At 63.0% G+C, this 20,453-nt stretch carries 19 protein-coding genes; 9 read left to right on the forward strand and 10 right to left on the reverse strand.

The annotated features are described in order from the left end of the window. Positions 1-141 precede the first annotated feature (141 nt). Positions 142-501, forward strand: coding sequence for a hypothetical protein (locus AUR04nite_RS13185; protein WP_141365803.1), 360 nt, complete (start codon positions 142-144; stop codon positions 499-501). A 66-nt stretch (positions 502-567) separates the two neighbouring features. Here AUR04nite_RS13185 and AUR04nite_RS13190 read toward each other — a convergent pair whose 3' ends face one another. Genes AUR04nite_RS13190 through AUR04nite_RS13200 form a run of 3 tightly spaced genes read right to left on the reverse strand, consistent with a single transcriptional unit; the run spans position 568 to position 5,104 of the window. Further along, positions 568-3,315, reverse strand: coding sequence for a multicopper oxidase domain-containing protein (locus AUR04nite_RS13190; protein WP_141365806.1), 2,748 nt, complete (start codon positions 3,313-3,315; stop codon positions 568-570). After that, complete coding sequence (locus AUR04nite_RS13195; RefSeq protein ID WP_141365808.1) at positions 3,312-4,439, reverse strand: hypothetical protein; 1,128 nt, start codon at positions 4,437-4,439, stop codon at positions 3,312-3,314. The genes AUR04nite_RS13190 and AUR04nite_RS13195 overlap by 4 nt, the downstream gene beginning before the upstream one ends. Next, entirely contained in the window at positions 4,436-5,104 is a 669-nt protein-coding gene (locus AUR04nite_RS13200; RefSeq protein WP_141365811.1) for a helix-turn-helix transcriptional regulator, read from the reverse strand. Before AUR04nite_RS13200 ends, AUR04nite_RS13195 begins: the two co-directional genes overlap by 4 nt. Positions 5,105-5,245: 141 nt before the next feature. Here AUR04nite_RS13200 and AUR04nite_RS13205 point away from each other — a divergent pair, with 141 nt between their 5' ends. Beyond that, positions 5,246-5,560 (forward strand): DUF2249 domain-containing protein, encoded by a 315-nt coding sequence (locus tag AUR04nite_RS13205; protein WP_141365813.1) that lies wholly within the window; start codon positions 5,246-5,248, stop codon positions 5,558-5,560. A gap of 88 nt (positions 5,561-5,648) precedes the next feature. Here the strand turns inward: AUR04nite_RS13205 and mnmA are convergent, their stop codons facing one another. Genes mnmA through AUR04nite_RS13220 form a run of 3 tightly spaced genes read right to left on the reverse strand, consistent with a single transcriptional unit; the run spans position 5,649 to position 8,853 of the window. Then, positions 5,649-6,785, reverse strand: coding sequence for a tRNA 2-thiouridine(34) synthase MnmA (gene mnmA, locus AUR04nite_RS13210; RefSeq protein ID WP_141365816.1), 1,137 nt, complete (start codon positions 6,783-6,785; stop codon positions 5,649-5,651). Further along, positions 6,782-8,017, reverse strand: coding sequence for a cysteine desulfurase family protein (locus AUR04nite_RS13215; protein WP_141365818.1), 1,236 nt, complete (start codon positions 8,015-8,017; stop codon positions 6,782-6,784). The genes mnmA and AUR04nite_RS13215 overlap by 4 nt, the downstream gene beginning before the upstream one ends. 29 nt (positions 8,018-8,046) lie before the next feature. Then, positions 8,047-8,853 (reverse strand): hypothetical protein, encoded by an 807-nt coding sequence (locus AUR04nite_RS13220; RefSeq protein WP_141365821.1) that lies wholly within the window; start codon positions 8,851-8,853, stop codon positions 8,047-8,049. A 111-nt stretch (positions 8,854-8,964) separates the two neighbouring features. Here AUR04nite_RS13220 and folP point away from each other — a divergent pair, with 111 nt between their 5' ends. From folP to AUR04nite_RS13245, 5 genes are all read left to right on the forward strand, one after another. Further along, on the forward strand, positions 8,965-9,897 hold the full coding sequence (folP, locus tag AUR04nite_RS13225; protein WP_141365824.1) for a dihydropteroate synthase: 933 nt from the start codon (positions 8,965-8,967) through the stop codon (positions 9,895-9,897). A 10-nt stretch (positions 9,898-9,907) separates the two neighbouring features. Continuing rightward, positions 9,908-10,645 carry a dihydrofolate reductase family protein gene (locus AUR04nite_RS13230; protein WP_141365826.1) on the forward strand — a complete coding sequence of 246 codons (738 nt, stop codon included), beginning with the start codon at positions 9,908-9,910 and terminating at the stop codon, positions 10,643-10,645. 126 nt (positions 10,646-10,771) lie between these two features. Beyond that, the gene (locus AUR04nite_RS13235) at positions 10,772-11,671 is read left to right on the forward strand and encodes a J domain-containing protein (protein ID WP_141365828.1); all 900 of its coding nucleotides are present in this window, start codon (positions 10,772-10,774) and stop codon (positions 11,669-11,671) included. A 40-nt stretch (positions 11,672-11,711) separates the two neighbouring features. Then, on the forward strand, positions 11,712-12,173 hold the full coding sequence (locus AUR04nite_RS13240; RefSeq protein ID WP_141365831.1) for a tRNA (cytidine(34)-2'-O)-methyltransferase: 462 nt from the start codon (positions 11,712-11,714) through the stop codon (positions 12,171-12,173). Positions 12,174-12,237: 64 nt separating this feature from the next. Further along, positions 12,238-12,870, forward strand: coding sequence for a hypothetical protein (locus AUR04nite_RS13245; protein ID WP_141365833.1), 633 nt, complete (start codon positions 12,238-12,240; stop codon positions 12,868-12,870). Positions 12,871-12,976: 106 nt separating this feature from the next. Here the strand turns inward: AUR04nite_RS13245 and AUR04nite_RS13250 are convergent, their stop codons facing one another. From AUR04nite_RS13250 to AUR04nite_RS13265, 4 genes are all read right to left on the reverse strand, one after another. Then, a complete protein-coding gene (locus tag AUR04nite_RS13250; protein WP_141365835.1) occupies positions 12,977-13,738 on the reverse strand; it encodes a PIG-L deacetylase family protein in 762 nt (253 codons plus the stop codon). Next, positions 13,735-14,679, reverse strand: a complete 945-nt coding sequence (locus AUR04nite_RS13255) for an electron transfer flavoprotein subunit alpha/FixB family protein (protein ID WP_141365837.1) — start codon at positions 14,677-14,679, stop codon at positions 13,735-13,737. The genes AUR04nite_RS13250 and AUR04nite_RS13255 overlap by 4 nt, the downstream gene beginning before the upstream one ends. Positions 14,680-14,694: 15 nt before the next feature. Further along, positions 14,695-15,516, reverse strand: coding sequence for an electron transfer flavoprotein subunit beta/FixA family protein (locus tag AUR04nite_RS13260; protein WP_174787886.1), 822 nt, complete (start codon positions 15,514-15,516; stop codon positions 14,695-14,697). Between the two features lie 195 nt (positions 15,517-15,711). Next, entirely contained in the window at positions 15,712-17,259 is a 1,548-nt protein-coding gene (locus tag AUR04nite_RS13265; protein ID WP_141365839.1) for a S1C family serine protease, read from the reverse strand. 238 nt (positions 17,260-17,497) lie between these two features. Here AUR04nite_RS13265 and AUR04nite_RS18440 point away from each other — a divergent pair, with 238 nt between their 5' ends. Both AUR04nite_RS18440 and AUR04nite_RS13275 read left to right on the forward strand, forming a co-directional pair. Then, positions 17,498-19,552: a TPM domain-containing protein gene (locus AUR04nite_RS18440; protein WP_141365841.1), complete on the forward strand. Its 2,055-nt coding sequence runs from the start codon at positions 17,498-17,500 to the stop codon at positions 19,550-19,552. A gap of 72 nt (positions 19,553-19,624) precedes the next feature. Next, complete coding sequence (locus AUR04nite_RS13275; RefSeq protein ID WP_141365843.1) at positions 19,625-20,356, forward strand: PspA/IM30 family protein; 732 nt, start codon at positions 19,625-19,627, stop codon at positions 20,354-20,356. The last annotated feature ends 97 nt before the right edge of the window (positions 20,357-20,453 follow it).

Below are 20,453 nucleotides of genomic sequence, written 5' to 3' on the forward strand. Positions count from 1 at the left end.
AATGCATTGGCTGCTTGGATCGTTTTTCTTGGGCCTCGGGCGGGCAGAACCGGTGTTCTGCATCACGAGTTCACCTTCTCAACGTGATGTGCGACGGCCGTGCTGGTGGTTCATTCTGGGCGTGAACTACGCTGGTAGGTAATGATGACACGAAGAGACGCGGCCATTGCGTTGGATATTCCCCTAGAAATGGCCAAGAAGCACGGCATTCCCGGCAAGATCAGCGAGGCTGATTTCCGTGAGCTGAACACCAATCCCCCTGCGTGGTTGGCGCAGTCGCGCTCCAACCGCACCGGCAAGCGCCCGGTGTGGATTCATTTGGTCTGCGAAGTCTGCGGAGCCGAAGACTATGAGCGGCCGAAGAAGTGGTGGCCGTCCTTCGACTTTGTCCACTGCAATACCCACTCCCCGGCCCAGCTGCCCAAGCTGGAGGCTGGAAAGACCCGGGTGGAGTACCAAGATATTTCTGCGCGCATGTTCGGCATCGTCGACGAAGCCTAAAAACTGCGCACAAAAGCCACGGCAGCGAACACACATGGTGTGCGCTGCCGTGGCTTCTTCACGTCCCTAGTCGCTCACGTGGATCATGCCGTGGGCGCCCTTTTCGGCATCCGACATGTAGTGCGTGACGAAGGGATAGTTTCCGGCTTCGGGAAGGCTCAGTTCAACGAATCCGCCCTGTGCCGGCGCAAGGGCCAGGGTTTGGGAGCCCCCGCTGGTTTTGTCCCTGGCATCGAGCAGATAGCTTCCTTCGAAGAACACCGAATCGAACTGCCCGCCGATGACGTGGAAGGAGCTGGGACGGTTGGGGCCTGCGTCCAACACCCAGATGCGGATCTTCTCATTGGCCTTGACCTGCAGCTGATCGAAGCCGTACTGGTTGGCATAGCCGTTGAATACCACCAGGTCCGGATTCTGGGTTGCCACCTTCTCAACGTCCACCGGTTCGCCCTGCGCGCCGAGGTAGTACTCGGACTGGACCATCAAGAACGAAGCGTCCACTTCCGGCAGGTCCTCGGGCTCGATCACCACGGCTCCGAACATGCCGTTGGCTATATGCGCGCTCATTGGCTGGGTCGAGCAGTGGTACATCCAGATGCCGGACTTTGTGGCGGTGAAGGTGTAGGTCAGCTCCTCGCCAGGTGCGATGGTCCGCATCGGCTTGTCGGGGGCCAGGGATCCTGCGTGGAAATCGATTGAATGGCCCAGTGTGCCGTCGTTGTACAGCGTGATTTCAAACTTGTCGCCGACCCGCCCGTGAAGGGTCGGGCCGGGCGCTGTGCCGTTGAAGGTCCACAGTTTCTGGGTGAACCCCGCGGCGACCTCAGCTTCCAGCTCGCTGACGGTGAATTTCTGCTTGTGCACCATTGGCTTGCCGTTGTTCTTGGGCAGCTTATCCAGCACCGGATTGTGTGCCTTGAAGTTTTCTCCCGGCGTGGCCATCAGGTCTGGTTTTCCGTCCTGGGGCGTGGCATTCCCCGAATGATCCATCCCCGGCATGCTGCCGTGGGCTTGGGCATCAGGCTGCTGCGTCGGAGCGGGGCTGTCCTGTCCGGAGCCTGCACTGCCGTCGGCGGCGCCGGTGACCGCGATGTGCATGACCATGCCCATTTGGCGGTGCCCGACGATGGAGCACCAGCCATCCAGATCCGCGGTGATGATTCCCGCGTCGACCTCTGCGCTCTGCCCCGGGGCAAGCCGTCCTGACTCGGCGCCGTTGGCCAGCACCAGGTCGTGGACCTGGGAGGCGTCGGTGTTGGTGAGCTTGATGACCAGCCTGGTGCCGGCTTCAACTTCAATACGCGACGGGGTGAAGCGCATGTTCTGGGCGGTCATTTCCACGGTCTTCACCGGCGCAGTGTCTCCACCTGCTGCGGAACTCTGGTTCTGAGTTGCCGCTGCCGGCTCGCGCATGCCGGCGGCAGCTGGATCAAGGGCGACGCCAAGCGCCACGGCCAGGACCACTGCCATGAATCCTGCGGCGGCCTGTCCCAGGCGCTGTCCCCTGGGCCGCGCACCTTCAGGCTCCACCGGAGTGCGGTCCTTGGCTGGAAGCCCGGCCGGCACGGCCCCTGCCTGCTTCTTTGCAGTCCGGTGCGCTTTCAAGGCGCCGAAGAGCACCGGAATGAAAGCTGCCATGGCCACGAGGTACAGCACCGAGGCAAGGACCCTGACCAGGGAGGACACCGGCAGGGCGCAGACCAGCAGGGCCGTGTTCGCCATGCTCACGCGCCAAGAGGCGCCGCGGTCAAAATAGGTGGCCGCCGCGCGCACCGGCCGAGGTCCCCCGCCCAATGCCACCGGAATCAGGTAGGACAGCGCACCAAGCAGGATCTGCGCTCCGAAGCCTGCCACGAGGTACGGGGCGACCGTGTCGAAGATGCTTCCCATGGCCACCCAGTCGCTGCTGGCGGCCATCCCGTAGAGCGTCCACACCAGGGTTCCGATCCACCAGCTCACGGCGCCGAGCACCGACAGGGTGGCGAAGCTGCGCGGAGGCTTGGCCTTGGCGGCGTAGATGAATGGTGCGGCCATGAAACCGAGCCCTGTCAAATAGACCAGCACGCCTGCAGCCGCGGCAGGCAGCAGCCCTGCCGCGGCGCCCGAGGCTGAGACCAGCACGCCGGCAATGAGCATTGGAAGGGCGCGGCGCAGGCGCAGTGCCGCATTCGGCGCGATCTTGGTGCGCAGCATCGTTGGCCACAGCGTGATCAGGGTGCCGGCCACGGTGAGCCCCACCCAGCCGAGCAGGTTGACCAGTGCATGGGCGAGCATGATGCGCTCATGCAGCGGGGATGCCAGCGAGGTGGATAGCCAGGTGCCTAGCCCTGCTCCGACGGGCAGGAAGCAGGCGGCGGCGATGTAGTAGCGCACGCTGGGGCTGTAAGGAGAAGGCAGTGCGCCCTTCATCCGGCGATAGAGCCATATCCCGTGCCACAGGGCGGCGGCGGCAATGCTCGTTGCGCCAAGCAACGTGATGGGCCATAGGGTGCCCAGCACCCCGATGACCACCACGACGGCGCCACCGTTCATCATCCCAAGGCGGATTGACTGTTCCCGGCGCGACTTTTCGGTCACCACGAGCTTGAGCAGCGCGGTGGCGAAGTACTGCGACCAGACCAGGATGGCGTGGGAGAGCGCGCCGAGCATCAGCAGGTGGATGAGCAGCCAGCGCGGCGCCGGCAGCTGGCGGTGGATCAGCGCCACCGCCACTACCAGGATCAGCCAGATCGCCGTGGGCAGATCCCGCAGCGGCCAGAAGCCGCGGTTGGAAACCTTGTTCGGCACCGGAGAGGAACCGAGCTGGATGTTCATGAGGAATGAACCTTCTTCCCATTGTCAATGGAGGCGTAGACTGCGGACCCCGCCGCAACGAGCACAAAGAGCAGCAAAGCGAGCACATTGAGCACCCCGCCGATCTGCCAAGCCAGATGCAGGCCCAGTCCGTCGCCGAGCCAGATCCTGATGACCAGTCCAAGGTGCATCAGCAGCGCCGGGATCCACATGGCTTTGCGGTAGGGCAGGTCCACTGCCAGCACCGCCGGCAGGATGGTGGAGGCATGGGCCATGATCATCGACATCACAAACCCGAGGAAGACCGCATGGATGACGGTGTCGTATCTGGCGGTGGTGTTCGGGTAGCCGAGCATCCAAGCTGCCGCCGCGATGAACAGCCAAAAGTATCCCGTCAGCAGGCAGGCGGCCATATAGCGCGGGGCGCCGGTGGATTTGATGGTCCTGCGTGCCACGTCGTTGGCCGCCAGCCAGATAACCTGCGCTGCCAGCGCCAGGCCGAACAGAACCGTGCCGACGTCGATGAAAAGCGTGGCTGCCAAGGCACCGAGCATCAGCGCAAAGGCCAGGACCGGCGCGAGGGCTTCTGCCCGAGCGCTCAGCTGCACCCGGGCCAGCTCTACGCGCTCTCCGGCGATGGTTGCGACCATGAACGTCGCCAGCCACGGAAGCAGCAGCGGGATCTGCACTCCCCCGGTCCACAGCACCACCGCGGCCAGGCCTGCGCAGGCGCCGAGCATCTGGATCAGCACCGCGTCGGCGCGCTGGCGCTTCCACAGCGGAACATAGATCGCGAGCACGCCTGCCATGCCTGCGATCAGCAGCGCCCCGGTGGCCCACTGAGGGATGGCAATCAGCTGGCTCGCGCCGCCGGAGACCAGCAGGATTGGGGCAAGATAGCCCAGCGGCTTGCCCAGCGCCGCCGCGCGCTCCAGGCAGATCAGCGCGCCCACAAATCCATAGACCATGATCAGCCCGTGGGCCGGGGCCCAGTAGGCCGCGGGCACGGGAGCCGGCACGTCAAGCAGCAGCAGCGCGGCGTCAAGCCCGATCAAAAGGCACAGTCCTGCAGGGAGCATCAGCGACAAGCGCCAGCGCCCGCCCCGTTTGCGGCGCTTGGGCTTGGCTGCGACAGGGGTGTTCATCGGGTCTTTCCGGCAGGTTCGTTCATGTTGAGGATGCAGCCGCGGTTTTCGCCGGCAAAGGGGTGCAGCTGGATGCCGCCGGCATCAGCTCCCTGGGCTTCGGCCAGCCCGCGCACCATGCCCAGATGCACATTGCAGACAATCTGCTGGTGGTCGGCCACTGCGCTGAGCAGCGGGCAGCTGCGAAGGGTCAGGCTGCCGCCGGCATTGGCTTCCGGCGAGAACCCCAGTTCTTCAAGGGAGCGCAGCACCGGGTCGGTCGACTGGGACAGGTCATTGGCTCCGGCAAGTGATGATGCCCAGCGCCTGCCCGCCGCGATGGCCTCGGCGGCAGGGTCCGCGCTGGCGGCGGCGATCTGTCCGGCGAGCGCCGAGGCGAGCTGGGCGAAGGGGCTCGGCCCGCTCTGGGCCGGCGTCCAGATCCAGGCCGGTCTGCCCCGGCCGCTGGCGGCCGCTAGGCTGCGGCTGAGGTAGCCGTCGGCGTGCAGGGCTTCGAGGTGGGCCCTGACCGTGTTTTCGTGGAGGCCCAGATGCTGGGCCACCCAGTTCAGGCTGACCCCATCGGTGTGCGTTTCGATCAGGGTGAGGATTTTCTCCCGGGTCGGGGAATGTACGCGCCCGGCGCCGCTGCGCCGTGGTTGGCGCCTAGGTTCCTTGGAACTCATGGAGTGGTTCCTTTCCCGGGTGAGATTTCGCCCTCAACGTATTTTCCACTGAGTTAAGTGTAATAAAATGAGTCCTGTCATGCCACGCAACGTGGCGATCGGAACACTGCGGCCAGGCCGCGGGTCTAAAGGAGAAGGTTCATGGCTGAGTTCATTGAGATTTCGTCGAGCAAGGAAGAAGCTTCCAAGGTTCAGCCCGGCGGCACGTGCGCCTGCGGCGGCCACGACGAAGACCTGCCGCTGCTCGATGTCCAAACCATCCCGCATGCGGTGCGTCATGCCGCGATCTTCGGTGCTCTGGATTCGATCCGCCCGGGCTCTGGGATCATCCTCTCTGCTACGCACAACCCGGTACCGCTGCTGGCCCAGCTGCAGGCGCGCAGCCCTGAAGCCTTCGAGATCAGCTACCTTGAAGAAGGCCCGGAGGTCTGGAAGATCAAGTTCGTCCGCAACTAGTCCATTTGCGGCCTAGCAAAACGAATAAACGCCATCGCCCTGGTTCAACAAGCGTTGAACCAGGGCGATGGCGTTTGCTGTCTGCGGCCTAGCTGACCTGCGCCGGATCCCAGGCGCTGGAGCGGGCCGAGTCGATGGTTGCCTGGCCGAGCACGCGGGTGCCCTGGTAGACCACCATGGTCTGGCCCGGCGCCACGCCGCGCATGCCCTCGGGGAGGTTGACCACCAGGTGCTCCGTCCCGTTGTCGGTGCGTTCCATGTGGGCCACCGCCTCCACCGGGTCTCCGTGGGCGCGCACCTGCACCATACATTCGAAACTGGTGCCTGCGGAGATCTCATCGATCGGCTTGCCGGCCCAGGACACGCGGATGCCGGTGAGCTGGTCTACCGCCAGCAGCGCCTCCGGCCCGACGATGACCTTGTTTTCCTTGGGGCGGATTTCCAGGACGAAGCGCGGCTTGCCGTCGGCCGCCGGGCGCCCTAGGTGCAGGCCCTTGCGCTGGCCCACGGTGAATGCCTGTGCGCCGCCGTGTTCGCCCAGCTGGTTGCCCTCGTGGTCGACGATGGCGCCTGGCTTCATCTCGATGCGCTCGGCCAGCCATCCGCGGGTGTCTCCGTCAGGGATGAAGCAGATGTCGTAGCTGTCCGGCTTATTGGCCACGGTCAGCCCGCGGGCCGCGGCTTCGGCGCGGACCTCGGCCTTGGACGGGGTTTCTGCCAGCGGGAACATGCAGTGATCCAGCTGTTCGTGGGTCAGCACGCCGAGCACATAGGACTGGTCCTTAGCCCAGTCGGCCGCGCGGTGCAGTTCGGGGTTGCCTGCCTCGTCGCGGATGACCTTGGCGTAGTGGCCGGTGCACACCGCGTCGAAGCCTAGGGCCAGCGCCTTTTCCAGCAGCGCGGCGAACTTGATCTTCTCGTTGCAGCGCATGCACGGGTTGGGGGTGCGGCCTGCCTCGTATTCGGCGACGAAGTCGTCCACCACGTCTTCGGCGAAGCGGTCGGAGAAGTCCCACACGTAGAAGGGGATGCCCAGCTTGTCGCAGGCGCGCCAGGCGTCGTTGGAGTCTTCCACGGTGCAGCAGCCGCGCGAGCCGGTGCGCAGGGTGCCGCGCATGCGCGAGAGGGCCAGGTGGACTCCCACCACGTCGTGGCCGGCTTCAACGGCGCGGGCCGCGGCCACCGCCGAGTCGACGCCGCCGGACATTGCTGCGAGTACCTTCATCGTGAAAAACCTGTTCCTGCTGTGTGAATGCTGCTTTCATCGGCTGCCATGCCAGCCTTCCTTGCCCGCTCATAAGCCTGCGGCAAGGCCTCCAATAATGCGTCAACGTCTTCTTGGGTGGTTCTATGCCCCATTGTGAAGCGTTGCACACTGCGCGCTGTGCGCGGATCCCTGCCCATGGCCAGCAGCACATGCGATGGCTGGGGCACTCCGGCGGTGCAGGCCGAGCCGGTGGAGGAGGCGATCCCCTGCATGTCCAGCATGAACAGCAGCGAATCCCCCTCGCATTCCGGGAAGGTGTAGTGCAGGTTTCCCGGCAGCCGGGTCCCTGCATTGCCTTCATCCCGCGGTCCGTTGAGCACCGCTTCGGGAACGAGTTCGGCAATGCGCTGCACTGCGAATTCGCGCAGGGCGGCGAGCCGGGCCGATTCCTCCGCCAGGTGTGCCCGCACATCGGCTGCGGCGGCCGCGAAGCCTGCCGCGGCGGCGGCGTTCATGGTGCCCGAACGCATCTTCCGCTCGTGCCCGCCGCCGTGCTGCACCGGGGTCAGCGTGATGTCCCGGCGCACCAGCAGTGCGCCGATGCCAACCGGTCCGCCGATCTTATGCGCGCTGATGGCCATGCTTGCCAGCTTCGACTGTGCAAAATCCACGTCTACCGCGCCGAAGGCCTGCACCGCGTCGCTGTGCGCGGGAATGCCGTAGCCTGCCAGCAGTTCGGCGAACTGGGCCACCGGCTGCACCGTGCCCACCTCGTTGTTCGCCCACATGATGGTGCCCAGGGCGATGGACTGATGGTGCTGCGCCACCAGGGCTGCGGCGGCGTCCAGATCCAGCACGCCGTCGGCGTCCACCGGCATCCACAGCAGCCGGGCGCCCTCGTGCTCTTCGAGCCAGGCGGCGGTGTCAAGCACCGCATGGTGCTCGATGCCGGAAACCAAGATGCCCCGGGCCTGCGGGTTGGCCTGCACGCGGGACCAGTACAGCCCCTTAAGCGCCAGGTTGTCGGATTCGGTGCCCCCGGAAGTGAAGATCACTTCGCTGGGGTGGGCTCCGGCCGCTTCGGCGAGCGCCGTGCGGGCATCGTCAACGACGCGGTTGGCCCGCCGCCCCGCCGAATGCAGCGAGGAGGGATTCCCGGTGCGGGCGAATTGTTCGGTGATGGCCGCCAGCGCCGCCGGGTTCATGTCGGTGGTTGCCGCGTGGTCCAGGTATACGGCGGAAGTATTCATATCCCTTCAATGGTACGAGCTTTGCGCACCTAGTTAGAATGCCCGATCCGTGTGAATTCCCCGACCTCGATAGCTTCAAGGCTTGGATCGCGCAGGATCGCGTCGATCAGCGCGGCCGGGCCGCCCACGATGGTGCAGTCGTCATAGGGTTCGGTGGACAGCATCCACGAGTGGTCGGCGGCGAAGGCCAGCGACGGGCGCTGGCGCTGCTCCCCTTCTGCAGTCTGCGCCCACAGCGGGTTGGCGATGAAGGCCGCGTCGACTTCGAAGAGGTGGTAGTTGCGGTAGCCGCCACCAAGTTCCAGCGCCCCTTGGGCCAGGTCTTCGCTGCTGAAGGCGGGCTTCTGGGCTTGGGCCAGCGCCGTCTGGTAGGCAGCCTGGTTCTCCTCTTCGCTCAGCGAGGCATCGGGCTCCAGCTCGATCTGGATTCGCTCCCCGCCCTCGATGAAGGCATAGCCCGCCCAGAGACCGGCGATGAACTTCTGGCCTGCCGTTGCTTTGATCAGGTGCTGCGCCAGCTGATTCCAGAGGTTCTCGGGAAGCTCGTCCAGCGGCAGGTCGGTGTCCACCCAGGCGTCTTCGGCCACCGGATTTCCTGCCGAGTCCAGCCCGGCCACGGTTTCGAAGAGGTCTGCGGCGGTCAGGATGTGGTTGCGGCTGGCGGCCACGGCCGCCCAGGTGACCTGCTGGTCGTCCTCGTCGAGGGCAGGGTGCAGAATGCGGACGTAGCGTTCATAGCCGACGGGCACCTGTGCGGTCACTGTCAGGGGGTCGGCGCTGGCGCAGGCGTTGATGATCCACTGGCCGGCAGTGGGTGAAACATGGGAAAGCTGCATGACTTAAGACTACCCAGCCGTCTTGGACATCGACTGTTTGACCGCAGTCAATGATATGAATGGTGAAGTACTTTGAACCATAAAGCTTTGATGACAAGGGAGCCGCCAGCAATGTTTCTGCCAGATCTGAAGGTTCCCATCCATCACTTCTCCCGCAAGAGCATTGACTTCTCCCAGCGGATCGCCGTCATGGCGGTGATCAACCGCACCCCCGACTCTTTCTATGACGCCGGGTCCACCTTTGGCCTGGACCAGGCGGTGTCAGCAGCGATGGCGGCGGTGGAGGCAGGGGCCGACTGGGTGGACATCGGCGGGGTGCCCTTCTCTCCCGGTCCGGAGCTGCCCTGGCAGGAGGAGGCCGCGCGCATCGTCCCGGTCATCGAGGCGGTGCGCCGGCGCAGCGATGTGATCATCTCCGCCGACACCTTCCAGCCCCAGGTCGCCCAGGCGGCGATCGACGCCGGCGCGGACGTCATCAACGACACCACCGGCCTGGCCTACCCCCAGCTGGCGGAAGTGGTGGCAAGGAACAACGTGCACATCGTGCTGACCCATTCGCTGGCCAAGCCGCGCACCATCTACCCGCGCCCGCACTATGACGACGTGGTGGCCGAGGTCCGCTCCTACCTCAACCAGCGGGTGCGGCTGGCCAAGAGCTTCGGCATCGACGAATCGAAGATCATCATCGACCCGGGCCACGACCTAAACAAGAACACCCGCCACACCCTGGATATCACCGCGAACTTCCAGGACATCGCCTCGCTGGGCTACCCTGCCCTGGCGGCGGTGTCCAACAAGGACTTCATCGGAGAGACCCTCGACCTGCCCAAGGCCGAGCGCGTGGTGGGATCCATGGTCGCGGCCACCATGTGCGCCATGGGCGGAGCGCGCATCATCCGCATGCACAATGTCGCCGAGTCGGTGCAGACCGTGCGGCTGATCGAAGCGGCCCAGGGCTGGCGCCAGCCGGTAAAGCAGATCCACAATATGGGAGACGTCAATCCTCCAGCCCATCCCGAACGCGAAACCAGTTCCCAGTCCTAGGGGTCAGACCATGAGAGCACTGCTGCCCGAGGCGCGCGAAGCCGTCAGCGACGAGTACCTGCTTGAACGCTATGACAGCAAACAGCGCCCGTTCATCCGCTTCAACTTCGTCTCCAGCGTGGACGGCAGCGCCCAGCTGAACGGACTGTCCGGCGCCCTGGGCACCGAGGCCGACCATCGGGTGTTCACCCTGCTGCGGCGCCTGGCCCAGGTGGTGCTTGTCGGCTCGGGCACGGTGCATGCAGAAGGCTACGAAGGGCCTCTGGTCTCGGACGCCGACCGCGCCTGGCGCACCTCCCATGGGCTGGCCGCGGATCCAGTGCTGGCCATTGTCTCGCGCAGCCTGAGCCTGGGCCCCGACATGGCAGTGCTGAACCAGTCCCCCGCACCGGTGCTGCTGTTCTGCGCCGAACCTGTCAATGAGCAGGTGCGCGCCAGCTATCCGCAGAATGTGCAGATCATCCAGGTCGGGCAGGCTAGCGGAGGGGCCGATCCAGCGCAGGTCGTACAAGAGCTCACAGCCCGCGGTCTGGACTTCATCCATGCAGAAGGAGGTCCTCGCCTCTTCGGCCAGTTCGCGGCGGCAGGCCAGCTGGATTCGCTGTGCCTGAGCTATTCGCCGGTGCTTGCCTCCGGCCAGGGGTCCAGGATCTGCGTAGCGCAACATGAGCAGCAGCTGAAGCTGCGGCTGCACACCCTGCTGGAAAAAGAGTCGATGCTGCTGTGCGACTACCGGGTACAGCGCTAGCTCCTCGGGCAATTCATGCGGCTCTCAGCAAAAGCCCAGAGTCGCAAAGCCTTCGCCACAGGTCATTAGCTAGGATTGAAACCACCAGCTGATCCCTGCACGCCGCCGAAAGGACCTTGCCCCTCGATGAACACGCCGAGCCCCCACGAAATTCTTGGCGTTTCCACCACGGCAAGCTTCGAAGAAATCAAGGTCGCCTACCGCAGGGCGGCCCGCGCCACTCACCCCGACCTGGGCGGAAGCGAAGAAGCGTTCAAGCAGGTGCAGCAGGCCTACCAGGTGCTTAGCGACCGGCAGTCACCCGATGCGTTCGACCGCTCCTTCCAAGCCCCGGGACAGGCTCCGCGCGCCGGCTACGCGGCGCGGCCCTATGACGAGCGCCTGCGTACCAACACCCAGCAGCCCAAAGCCCAGCTGCCCACCGAATACGTTCCGCCGTTGGATGACGCGAGTTTCACCGCGCTGGACGCCGCCCGCTCGCAGCAGCGGATGCACGGAGAGCCGCGCAAGCGGGGCCTGTTCGCCGCACGTTCCCGGCTGACCCGTGAGGCGGTAGCCATCAACCTGCTGTCCAAAAACCTGTTGACGGTTCTGCCGGCGGCCCGGCTTGTCACCGGACTGCATGCGCCCGGCGGCGGGCATTATGACCACGTGGTCACCGCCGGATACCGGATGGCGGTAATCAACACCATGATGCTGCCAGAGGGCTACTACTCCTATGACGGCGCCGTGCTGCGCCACGGCAACAAGCTCACCCAGCCACCGGTCATCCAGATTTCGGGGATGCAGCGGGCCTTTATGCAGATGAATGTGGCAGCCTACACGCTGGTGCTCGCTGCCAACGGCAACCACCATGAGCCGGTGATCGAATACCGGCGCAATGCGGAGCCATCGGCCTCGGCGTCCCAGAATGTTGTCAACGCCGCCACGCTGGTGCGCGAGCTGAAGCTGTTCCTGGGCTCGGGGCCCTCGCCGAACGTCGTGGACCGCGAGGTGCTGGCCAGGCTGCTTGGCGGCATGTACTGATCTGGTCGGCGGGCAGGGAAAACACCATTAAACTGGAAACGTGTTTCGTATAGTTTTCAATGCTCCAGAAATTCCGGGTAACTCCGGAAACGCCATCCGCCTCTCGGCCATCACCGGTGCCCAGCTACACCTGGTCAAGCCGCTGGGCTTCAATTTTGAAGATGCAAATCTGAGGCGGGCAGGCCTCGACTACCATGATCTGGCCTTTGTGACAGTGCACGAGAATCTTGAGGAATGCTTCGAAGCCCTAGGCGAGGGGCGCGTTTTCGCCTTCACCTCCGAAGGTCAAACCGTGTACAGCGACATCAGCTACGAACCCAGCGACATTTTCCTCTTCGGCAAAGAATCGGTGGGGCTGAGCGCCGAAGACAAGAAGCATGAGCGCGTCACCGACTTGGTGCGCCTGCCGATGCTTCCGGGGCGCCGTTCCTTGAATTTGGCCAATACCGCATCCATCGTCGCCTACGAGGCATGGCGCCAGCAGGGCTTCGCCGGGGCATAAAATACCAGCTCGATCCAGCCACGTATACAGCTTTACCCAATCTTTATAAAGTAGGCTCTTTACTGTGCCTGCGAAACTGCAGGTATTGAACTATGCCCACGACAACTCGGGAGTAACCAAGACTATGAACGGTAGCGAATCCCAGCACCGCGAAGATCCGCAGGACGAGAATCTTGGACTGGACCTAGTGAGCCAGGTATCCAGCACTTCGCGGGCAGAATCTGCTTCGAAGCCAAAACGCTGGATCTTCGGCATCATCGGAGCCGTCATCGTCGTTGTACTGGCCCTTGTCGGTTTTACGCTGCTCAACAGCGGCAACAAGGCATCCATTGCCTCCGGCGCCGTCGACGCTGTCACCCAGACGGTCGCCCTGCAGCACGGCGGCGAAGCGGTTTTGAGCACGTCCAAGGCAAACAACGCCATCGGCGTGAAAATCACCGGGCTGCCTCCGCTGGATGACTCCCAGGAATACGTTGTCTGGGCAGTACATGAAGAGACCGGCGCCTCGGTGGTGGCTTCAAGCAGCGGTGAAGACATCGACGACGGGGTCACCCCGGCAGATGACGTGCTGGCCATCCACATCACCATCGAAGACACCCCGGTCCCCCAAGCTCCATCGGAGGACACCGAAGCTTCGGTCGACCTTCCGCTGAAGCCGAAGGCCGATCAGCAGGATCAGGCCAAGGGCCAAGGCTAGGAATCTGGCTAGGCATTAAAAGCGGGTGGGGCCTGTTCACGTTCATTGAGAACGTGAACAGGCCCCACCCGCTTTGTTGTTTCTTCAGCCCGGTGCGCCTTGGCGGCTAGAAGCCAGCAATGGTGTCATCCGCATTGACTGCGACCAAGTGGAAGGCTTCGGCAAGCGACCCCTCGGGCAGCTGTCCGCGCTGGGCGTTCAACTTGCACTGCTGGGCGACAAAGTTTTCCATGGCGGCGACATCAGGATGCTGGGTGAAGTGGGCCCGCAGCGCATCCATTTTCTGTCCAAAGAAATCGGTGATGTTGATAAAACCGTTTTCGCGTTCCTTGGGTGCACCGTACAGCCACAGCCACGGCACCTTGTAGGCTTCAAGGCTTTCCTCCTGCAGCAGCTGCGGATAGGCGAACGGGTTCTCCACCGCAGGGTAGATCGCCCTGGTCACCGCTTCGCCGCAGGCAAGGTGGTCCGGGTGCGAACGCTGGATTCGATCCCAATTGCGTTCAGGATGCATGGCCATCACGATCGTTGGACGCACCTGCCGGATAAGCCTGACGACCTTGGCCATCACCTCATGGCTGGCTTCCAGGTAGCCGTCGCGCTCCCCCATGAAATGCACCTGCTGCACTCCCACACGGGCCGCGGCCACACGCTGTTCCTCGTGGCGCAGCCGTGCGGTCTCCTGCGGGTCGCGCTCGTCGAATCCGCCGGCGTCCCCGTCGGTCATGATGCAATACTGCGCCTCGACGCCCGCGGCGCTGAGTGCGGCAATGGTGCCGGCTGCACCGAAGTCAAGATCGTCCGGGTGCGCGGCGAAGGCCAGGACCCGCTGGGTCGAGGCAGCGATGAACTGCTGTGCGTCGATCATGCCTGGCGGCGTCGAATCTCGGCGGCGGCCTGCGGCAGCACCTTGGCCAGGTCGCCGACAATGCCCAAATCAGCGATCTCGAAGACCGGAGCATCCATGTCCTTGTTCACCGCGACAATGAACTTGCTGGTCTGCATTCCAGCCTTCTGCTGGATGGCGCCGGAAATTCCAGCGGAGATGTACAGCTGCGGCGAGACGGTGACGCCGGTCTGGCCGATCTGCGCGTCGTGGGAGATCCATCCAGCATCGGTGGCGGCGCGGGAGGCGCCAATGGCGGCGCCCAAGGCGTCGGCCAGGTCTTCCACGGCGCTGAAGTCGCCGTCAACGCCGCGGCCGCCGGCCACGACGATGCGCGCTTCGCTCAATGCCGGGCGGTCCGAGGCTTCCTTCTGGTCTGCGGCGACGATGCTCACTGCCGGCACCAGAGGGGCCGCCAGTTCCAGGTTCTTGACCTCGACGCTGTCCTGGCAGTCCAGCGGCGCATCTTCGATGCTGTTGGGCTTGACGGTGGCGATCAGCACGCCGGTGGCGGACTTTACGCTGGCGCTGTAGCCGCCTGCCAGCTCGTCCTTGGTGGCGATCAGGTCGGCGGAGACGTCGATGACATCGGTGACGATTGCGGCGTTGCGGCGCACTGCGATGCGCGCGCCCAGTTCGCGGCTGAAGCTGTCGTTCTCCAACAGCACCAGGTCTGCGTCGGTGTGCTGCAGTGCCGCGTCGAGCACCGAAAGCTCATGGGTGCCGAAGCTGGCCTGCGGATTCTCAGCCTGCAGCACAGTGGCAATGCCGTAGCTGCCGAAGACCTTGAGAGCCTCCTCGCCTGGAACCGAAGCTATTGCGACGGTCGGGTTTTCGAATCGGGAGGCAAGGGTCAGCAGTTCTCGCTGGGCCTTGCTGGGCACGGTGGAAACGTGGGAGAAAAATACAAGTGCAGAAGACATGTTCGCGATAGGTCCTTAGATCAGCTTCTGTTCGGCGAGGAAGTCAACCAGTGCAATGCCTGCTTCTCCGCTGTCGGTAATGATGGTGCCGGCTTCTCGCGAAGGGCGCTTGTCTGCGGCCAGCACACTGGTGGTGGATCCTTCGGTGCCGACTTCTGCTGCGGAAAGTCCCACAGCTGCCAGATCGACTTCCTCGATGGACTTCTTCTTGGCGGCCATGATGCCCTTGAAGTTCGGGTAGCGCGGATTATTGGCCTGGTCGGTCACCGACAGGACTGCTGGAAGCGCAGCCTTCAAGGTCAGCCGCTGGTCTCCATGTTCGCGGTGGATCGTAACTTCACGCTGCGCCGCGTCGAATTCAACAGACTGGGCGTGGGTCAGCTGGGCGAAGCCGAGGCGCTCTGCCAACTGTGCGGCGATCACCGAGGTCTCCGCATCGGTGGATGCCATGCCGGTGAGCACCAGGTCGACGTTCGGCACATGGGACACCAAGGCCGCCAGCGCCTTGGACGTGGCTACGGTGTCTGAACCGGCAATAGCGTCGTCGTTCAGGTGAAGGCCCGAGGAAGCACCCATCTGCAGGGCCTTCCTGACCGAGTTGGCGGAGCTGCTTGGGCCGACGGTGGCGGCAATGACTTGATGGCCCGCCGCGAATCCTCCGTTGTCTTCAACGATGGCCAGCGCCGCTTCCACCGCATACTCGTCGAGTTCCGAAAGAACAGACTCCGAGCGGTCCAAGCGCAGCGAGTCTTGAGAGATATGTCGGTCAAACTGAACATCTGGAACATGCTTGACAAGCACCACCAAAGTCAGTGGCGTGTTGTTCGCGTCGCTCATGCGAGCCTTCCTCAAACTAGGCAACACCGGGAGGCGATGCTGCCTGCCCGGAAAATTCATCAGTTTCTATCGTATCTACCCAAAGCAGGGTTGAAGGCCTTTATCGCTCATAGAACAACACGTGACGCGGTTGGTTCTTCACCACACCGCGCCACGTGTCGTTGCGTGACTATATGACGATTCTTGAAGTCATATTTACTGCTCGCTCAATGAGCCAACGGTTGCGCTGGCGCTCTGTTCCTTTCCATTGCGCAGGAAGGTGATCTCTGCCTGCCCGCCGGCGGGAACTTCGCGGATCGCCGCGGTAACCGTCTGGGAATCGCGCACGGCACGCCCGTTGACCGAGGTGATCACGTCGCCGGACTTCAGGCCAGCCTTGTCGGCTGCCGAACCGTTTTCCACCTTCACTACGGTGGCCCCCACCGAGAACGACGTGGTCGGGGCCCCGGATGCGTTCTTGGAGCCCGCTGTCGCCTGTACGGTGGCTCCAAGCAGACCATGGGTGGCCTTGCCGTCCTTGATGAGGTCGTTGGCGATGCGCTTGGCGTAGTCGATCGGGATGGCGAAGCCCACGCCGATGGAACCGGAGTCTTCGCTGCCGCCGGCGGAGGCGATGGCCACGTTCACGCCGATGATCTTGCCCTGGGAGTCCACCAGCGCGCCGCCGGAGTTGCCATGGTTGATTGCCGCGTCGGTCTGGATCACGTTGACGTAGATCGAGCCGCTGGAGCGCTGCTGCTGCTGCTGGTTTTCCTGGCCCGGGAACTGGAAGTTGAACTGGCTTCCGTTATCTCCATTGCCCTCGGTCGAGGTGCTGTCAGGCACTGCCGAGGAAGCAATCGAGATTGTGCGGTTCAAGGTGGAAATGATGCCGTCGGTGACGGTGCCGCTCAGGCCCAGCGGCGCGCCGATGGCCACAGCGGTATCGCCGACGTTCAGCGCCGAGGATTCGCCCAGGGTGGCTGGCACCAGGTTCTGGGCGTCAATTTTGATGATGGCAAGGTCTGAGAGCGGGTCGGTGCCCACCACCTTGGCGCTGTAGACATTGCCGTCGTTCGTCTGCACCGAAATCTGCGGGTTGGCTACCTGGCCGCCCAGCGTGACCACGTGGGTGTTGGTCAGAATGTGGCCGTCCTTGTCGTAGATGATGCCGGAGCCGGAACCGCTGGAACCATTGCCGGAGACCTCGATGGTCACCACGCTGGGGCTAGCCTTGGCAGCGGCTGCGGTGACTTCGGTGACCGAGTCGGGATTGTTGATGACCACTCCGGCCTGCGGCGCCGGAGAGTTGGATACCGGCGAAGCATCGTTTCCGGAAATGAAGTAGGTGGTTCCCGCTGCGGTGAGTCCGCCGATCAGCGCGGCGGCGACCATGCCTGAAATCAGGGTCGTGCCGGAGAACATTTTCTTGCCTGCAGGCTTACGCTCTGGTGGAACCGGGTAGCCGGCATGGGCTGCATCCGGCGCGCTGTAGGCTGCCGAGTATTCCGAGTCCTGGGTATTGGGCTGCTGCTCGCCGTAGAAATTGGAAGATCCTGCTGTCTGGTTCGCGGCGGCGGAGTCTGGCTGCTGCGGTTCAACTCGCGGGTAGGCGGAGGTTGGTTCGCCGACTGCTGCCTGCGCTTCGGTGCGCGGCAGGTTGACGGTCGGCTCGGCCGATGCATTGGCGGATTCCGTTGGATTGCTTGGCTGTGCAGAGTCACCCAAGTTGGTGTCGCGCGGCTCATTCGGATTCTGGCTCATGATTCGCCTCTTTCGAATTCTAGGATCTCTTGGGTTTTATTAAACAGGTGTGGTCTGTGGCAAAAAACTGCACATTCTTTGCGATCGCTGTGAGTTAACTATTCTGGCAGCTAAATGTCGTGGACGTGGCTCACTGGGGCAAATAGAATCAAAACGAAGTGAAAAATCACCTTCTTCTAAGGGCAAGACAATTGTTTGCTCCTTATTAAGATCGACGTGGCAATACAGGTGGGAACGTATGGGAATCAGAGTTCGACAATTGCTGGCTGGTGCCGCGGTGGCATCGGTGGCAGCTTTAGGACTAGGCGCCCCTGCCATGGCCGAATCCCCGGTGACAATCCCGCCTGGACAGTTCGTCATTGACAACTCTAATGCTCTCGGCTCGGATGCGAAGGATCTAGAAAAGCAGATCAAGGAACTTCGCAAAGACACCGGCATCAGCCTGTTCGCCGTCTATGTGGATGAGTTCAGCAACCCGAGCGATGCGCAGAAGTGGGCTGAACAGGTTTTCAATAAGAAGAATATGGGCAGCTCTGATGCGATCCTCGTCGTGGCGACCCAGCAGCGCCAGGCCTATCTCGGCAGTCAAGACAACAGTCCGATCAATAAATACCGCCAAGACATCTTCTCCAAAAATGTTCTTCCCGCGCTCGGCGACAACGACTGGGCTGGAGCCGCTGAGGGCGCCATCAAGGGCATCGAAAACGCCGCCAATGGCAAGTCGGTAAGCTCCAGCTCTTCGGGCATCAGCTTCTTCTGGGTCATGATCATCGTGGCCGGCGTAGGCGTCGTGGGCTTCTTGGTCCTTAACAGGCGCAGCAAGAACAAGAGCGCGCAGCTCCCCCAGGGCGGCCCGCAGGGTGGACCACAGGGCGGGTTCGGACAGCCGCAGCGCCAGCTGGTGCCTTTGGACCAGCTGCGCCGCCAAGCAGACCAGCTCTTGGTTGCCGCCGATGATTCGATCCGCTCTTCTGAACAGGAACTTGGTTTTGCCGAAGCACAGTATGGCAAGGCGGCCATTGAAGTGTTCTCCAACGATCTGGCAGCGGCCAAACAGCATCTTTCCGAATCGTTCCGGCTACAGCAGCAGCTCGACGACGACATTCCAGACACCGAGCAGGACCAGCGCAATTGGCTTGGCGAAATCATCAACCGCTGTGGCCAAGTTAATGAGAATCTTCAGAAACATGCTGATGAGTTCAAGTCCCTGCGCCAGCTAGAGCAGAATGCCGAGACTCGAATTGCCGAAGTCTCGGCAGAGCAGGAACCGTTGAGCCAGAAGCTGTCAGCCCGAGTTGCAGTGCTGGAGCAGCTCACCGCCAAGTACGACCAGTCCGCGGTATCGCAGATCATGGATAATGCCGAGCAGGCCTCCGAGCGGTTGACCTTCGCGGCCTCGGCATTGAAGCAGGCTGGTGAACAGCTTTCCAGCGACCGTGCCGGTTCCGCTCTGCTGATCCAAAACGCCGAGGAAGCCCAGGACCAGGCCGAGGTGCTGATGGAAGCAATCTCGAAGTCAGCACAGGCCTTGAAGCAGGCTGACACGGACTTGGAGTCGGCAGTGGCGCTGGCCGCCCGCGATGTGGCGCAGGCCAAAGCCTTGGTCGACAACGGCTCGCAGCCGGCATTGGCCGGTGCTGTAGCCAGCGTGATGAGCACACTGAACAACATCAAGCAGTCGATCCAGGGCGGCAAGCACAATCCGCTCGCGCTGATCGCCCAGCTCGATGATGCAAATAAGCCATTGGCCTCTTCTCTGGCCTCGCTTCGCAACCAGGCTGAGCAGCAGCAAGCTGCGCGCGAACAGCTGCAGAGCCTGATGCGTACCGCTGAGTCGCGGATCAACGGAACCGAAGATTACATCCGTGCCCGGCGCGGCGGCGTGAGGTCTTCTGCCCGTACCCGATTGTCCGAAGCCCGGCGCTGCCTGGATGATGCACAATCCATGGCTCAGCGGGCCCCGGCGACTGCTGTAGCTGCCGCCCAGCGCGCCATCCAGCTGGCCGACCAGGCGGCCAATATGGCGGAGCAAGATGTCAACGGCTTCGGTGGAGGCGACGGATTTGGCGGAGGCTACGGCCAACGTGGACGCGGCGGCATGTTCGACGGCCTCGGAGGCGCCATGCTCGGTGGAATTCTCATCGATTCGATTCTCCACGGCGGCGGCCATGGCGGAGGCAACTCCGGCGGTGGAATGTTCGGCGGAGGAGGCTTCGGCGGCTTTGGTGGAGGCGACGGTGGATTCGGAGGCGGCGACGGCGGCGGCTTCGGTGGTGCCGGAGGCAGCTTCTAGACACCTAGCTCTCAAGTTTTTGCAAGTGTAGTACCCATGTTCGTGAACATCTGAAAGACAGGAAATTCAACCATGGCAAAGCAGTCTATTTTCGGCCGCATCACCCAGCTGGCCAAGGCAAACATCAATGCACTTCTTGATTCTGCCGAGGACCCGCAGAAGATGATGGACCAGATGGTCCGCGATTACAACGACAACATTGCCGAGGCGGAGCAGGCAATTGCCCAGACCATTGGCAATCTGCGCATGATCGAAGACGACTACAAGGAAGACGAGCAGGCTGCTGCCGATTGGGGCAACAAGGCTCTGGCGGCGTCGAACAAGGCCGACGAATTCCGCACTGCGGGGAATGCTGCTGACGCGGCAAAGTTCGACAATCTTGCAAAGGTCGCCATTCAGCGCCAGATGCAGTCCGAATCTGAAATGAAGACCGCAGAGCCGACCATTGCTTCGCAGCGTGAAATCGTTGAGAAGCTCAAGACTGGCCTGAACCAGATGAAGGAAAAGCGCACCGAGCTGACCAGCAAGCGCGATGAGCTGATTGCCCGTTCCAAGGCAGCCCACGCACAGAACCAGGTCAATGAAGCCGTCAAGGCCGTGAACATCATGGATCCTTCCAGCGAGATTGGCCGCTTCGAGGAGAAGGTCCGCCGCGAGGAAGCACGCGTTCGAGGAGCCGCCGAGCTGGCTTCTTCCAGCTTGGACGCCCAGTTCGAGTCCTTGGAGGATCTTGGCGAACAGACTGAAGTTGAAGCCCGCCTGGCGGCGCTGAAGGCCAAGCAGACCGGCCAGATCGAAGGCTAGTCGCCAGTTCCAGTCACTGACTTGATTGCCCCGCATCCATAGATGCGGGGCAATCAAATTTTTTGTCGAATAAAAAGAAAAGACGGAAGCATTTTCT

The organism is Glutamicibacter uratoxydans (genome assembly GCF_006539925.1).
Lineage (GTDB): Bacteria > Actinomycetota > Actinomycetes > Actinomycetales > Micrococcaceae > Glutamicibacter > Glutamicibacter uratoxydans.

Coding starts and splice junctions, on each gene's coding strand:
- AUR04nite_RS13185 (WP_141365803.1), top strand. CDS start 142: ATGATGACACGAAGAGACGCGGCCATTGCGTTGGATATTCCCCTAGAA.
- AUR04nite_RS13190 (WP_141365806.1), bottom strand. CDS start 3,315: ATGAACATCCAGCTCGGTTCCTCTCCGGTGCCGAACAAGGTTTCCAAC.
- AUR04nite_RS13195 (WP_141365808.1), bottom strand. CDS start 4,439: ATGAACACCCCTGTCGCAGCCAAGCCCAAGCGCCGCAAACGGGGCGGG.
- AUR04nite_RS13200 (WP_141365811.1), bottom strand. CDS start 5,104: ATGAGTTCCAAGGAACCTAGGCGCCAACCACGGCGCAGCGGCGCCGGG.
- AUR04nite_RS13205 (WP_141365813.1), top strand. CDS start 5,246: ATGGCTGAGTTCATTGAGATTTCGTCGAGCAAGGAAGAAGCTTCCAAG.
- mnmA (WP_141365816.1), bottom strand. CDS start 6,785: ATGAAGGTACTCGCAGCAATGTCCGGCGGCGTCGACTCGGCGGTGGCC.
- AUR04nite_RS13215 (WP_141365818.1), bottom strand. CDS start 8,017: ATGAATACTTCCGCCGTATACCTGGACCACGCGGCAACCACCGACATG.
- AUR04nite_RS13220 (WP_141365821.1), bottom strand. CDS start 8,853: ATGCAGCTTTCCCATGTTTCACCCACTGCCGGCCAGTGGATCATCAAC.
- folP (WP_141365824.1), top strand. CDS start 8,965: ATGTTTCTGCCAGATCTGAAGGTTCCCATCCATCACTTCTCCCGCAAG.
- AUR04nite_RS13230 (WP_141365826.1), top strand. CDS start 9,908: ATGAGAGCACTGCTGCCCGAGGCGCGCGAAGCCGTCAGCGACGAGTAC.
- AUR04nite_RS13235 (WP_141365828.1), top strand. CDS start 10,772: ATGAACACGCCGAGCCCCCACGAAATTCTTGGCGTTTCCACCACGGCA.
- AUR04nite_RS13250 (WP_141365835.1), bottom strand. CDS start 13,738: ATGATCGACGCACAGCAGTTCATCGCTGCCTCGACCCAGCGGGTCCTG.
- AUR04nite_RS13255 (WP_141365837.1), bottom strand. CDS start 14,679: ATGTCTTCTGCACTTGTATTTTTCTCCCACGTTTCCACCGTGCCCAGC.
- AUR04nite_RS13260 (WP_174787886.1), bottom strand. CDS start 15,516: ATGAGCGACGCGAACAACACGCCACTGACTTTGGTGGTGCTTGTCAAG.
- AUR04nite_RS13265 (WP_141365839.1), bottom strand. CDS start 17,259: ATGAGCCAGAATCCGAATGAGCCGCGCGACACCAACTTGGGTGACTCT.
- AUR04nite_RS18440 (WP_141365841.1), top strand. CDS start 17,498: ATGGGAATCAGAGTTCGACAATTGCTGGCTGGTGCCGCGGTGGCATCG.
- AUR04nite_RS13275 (WP_141365843.1), top strand. CDS start 19,625: ATGGCAAAGCAGTCTATTTTCGGCCGCATCACCCAGCTGGCCAAGGCA.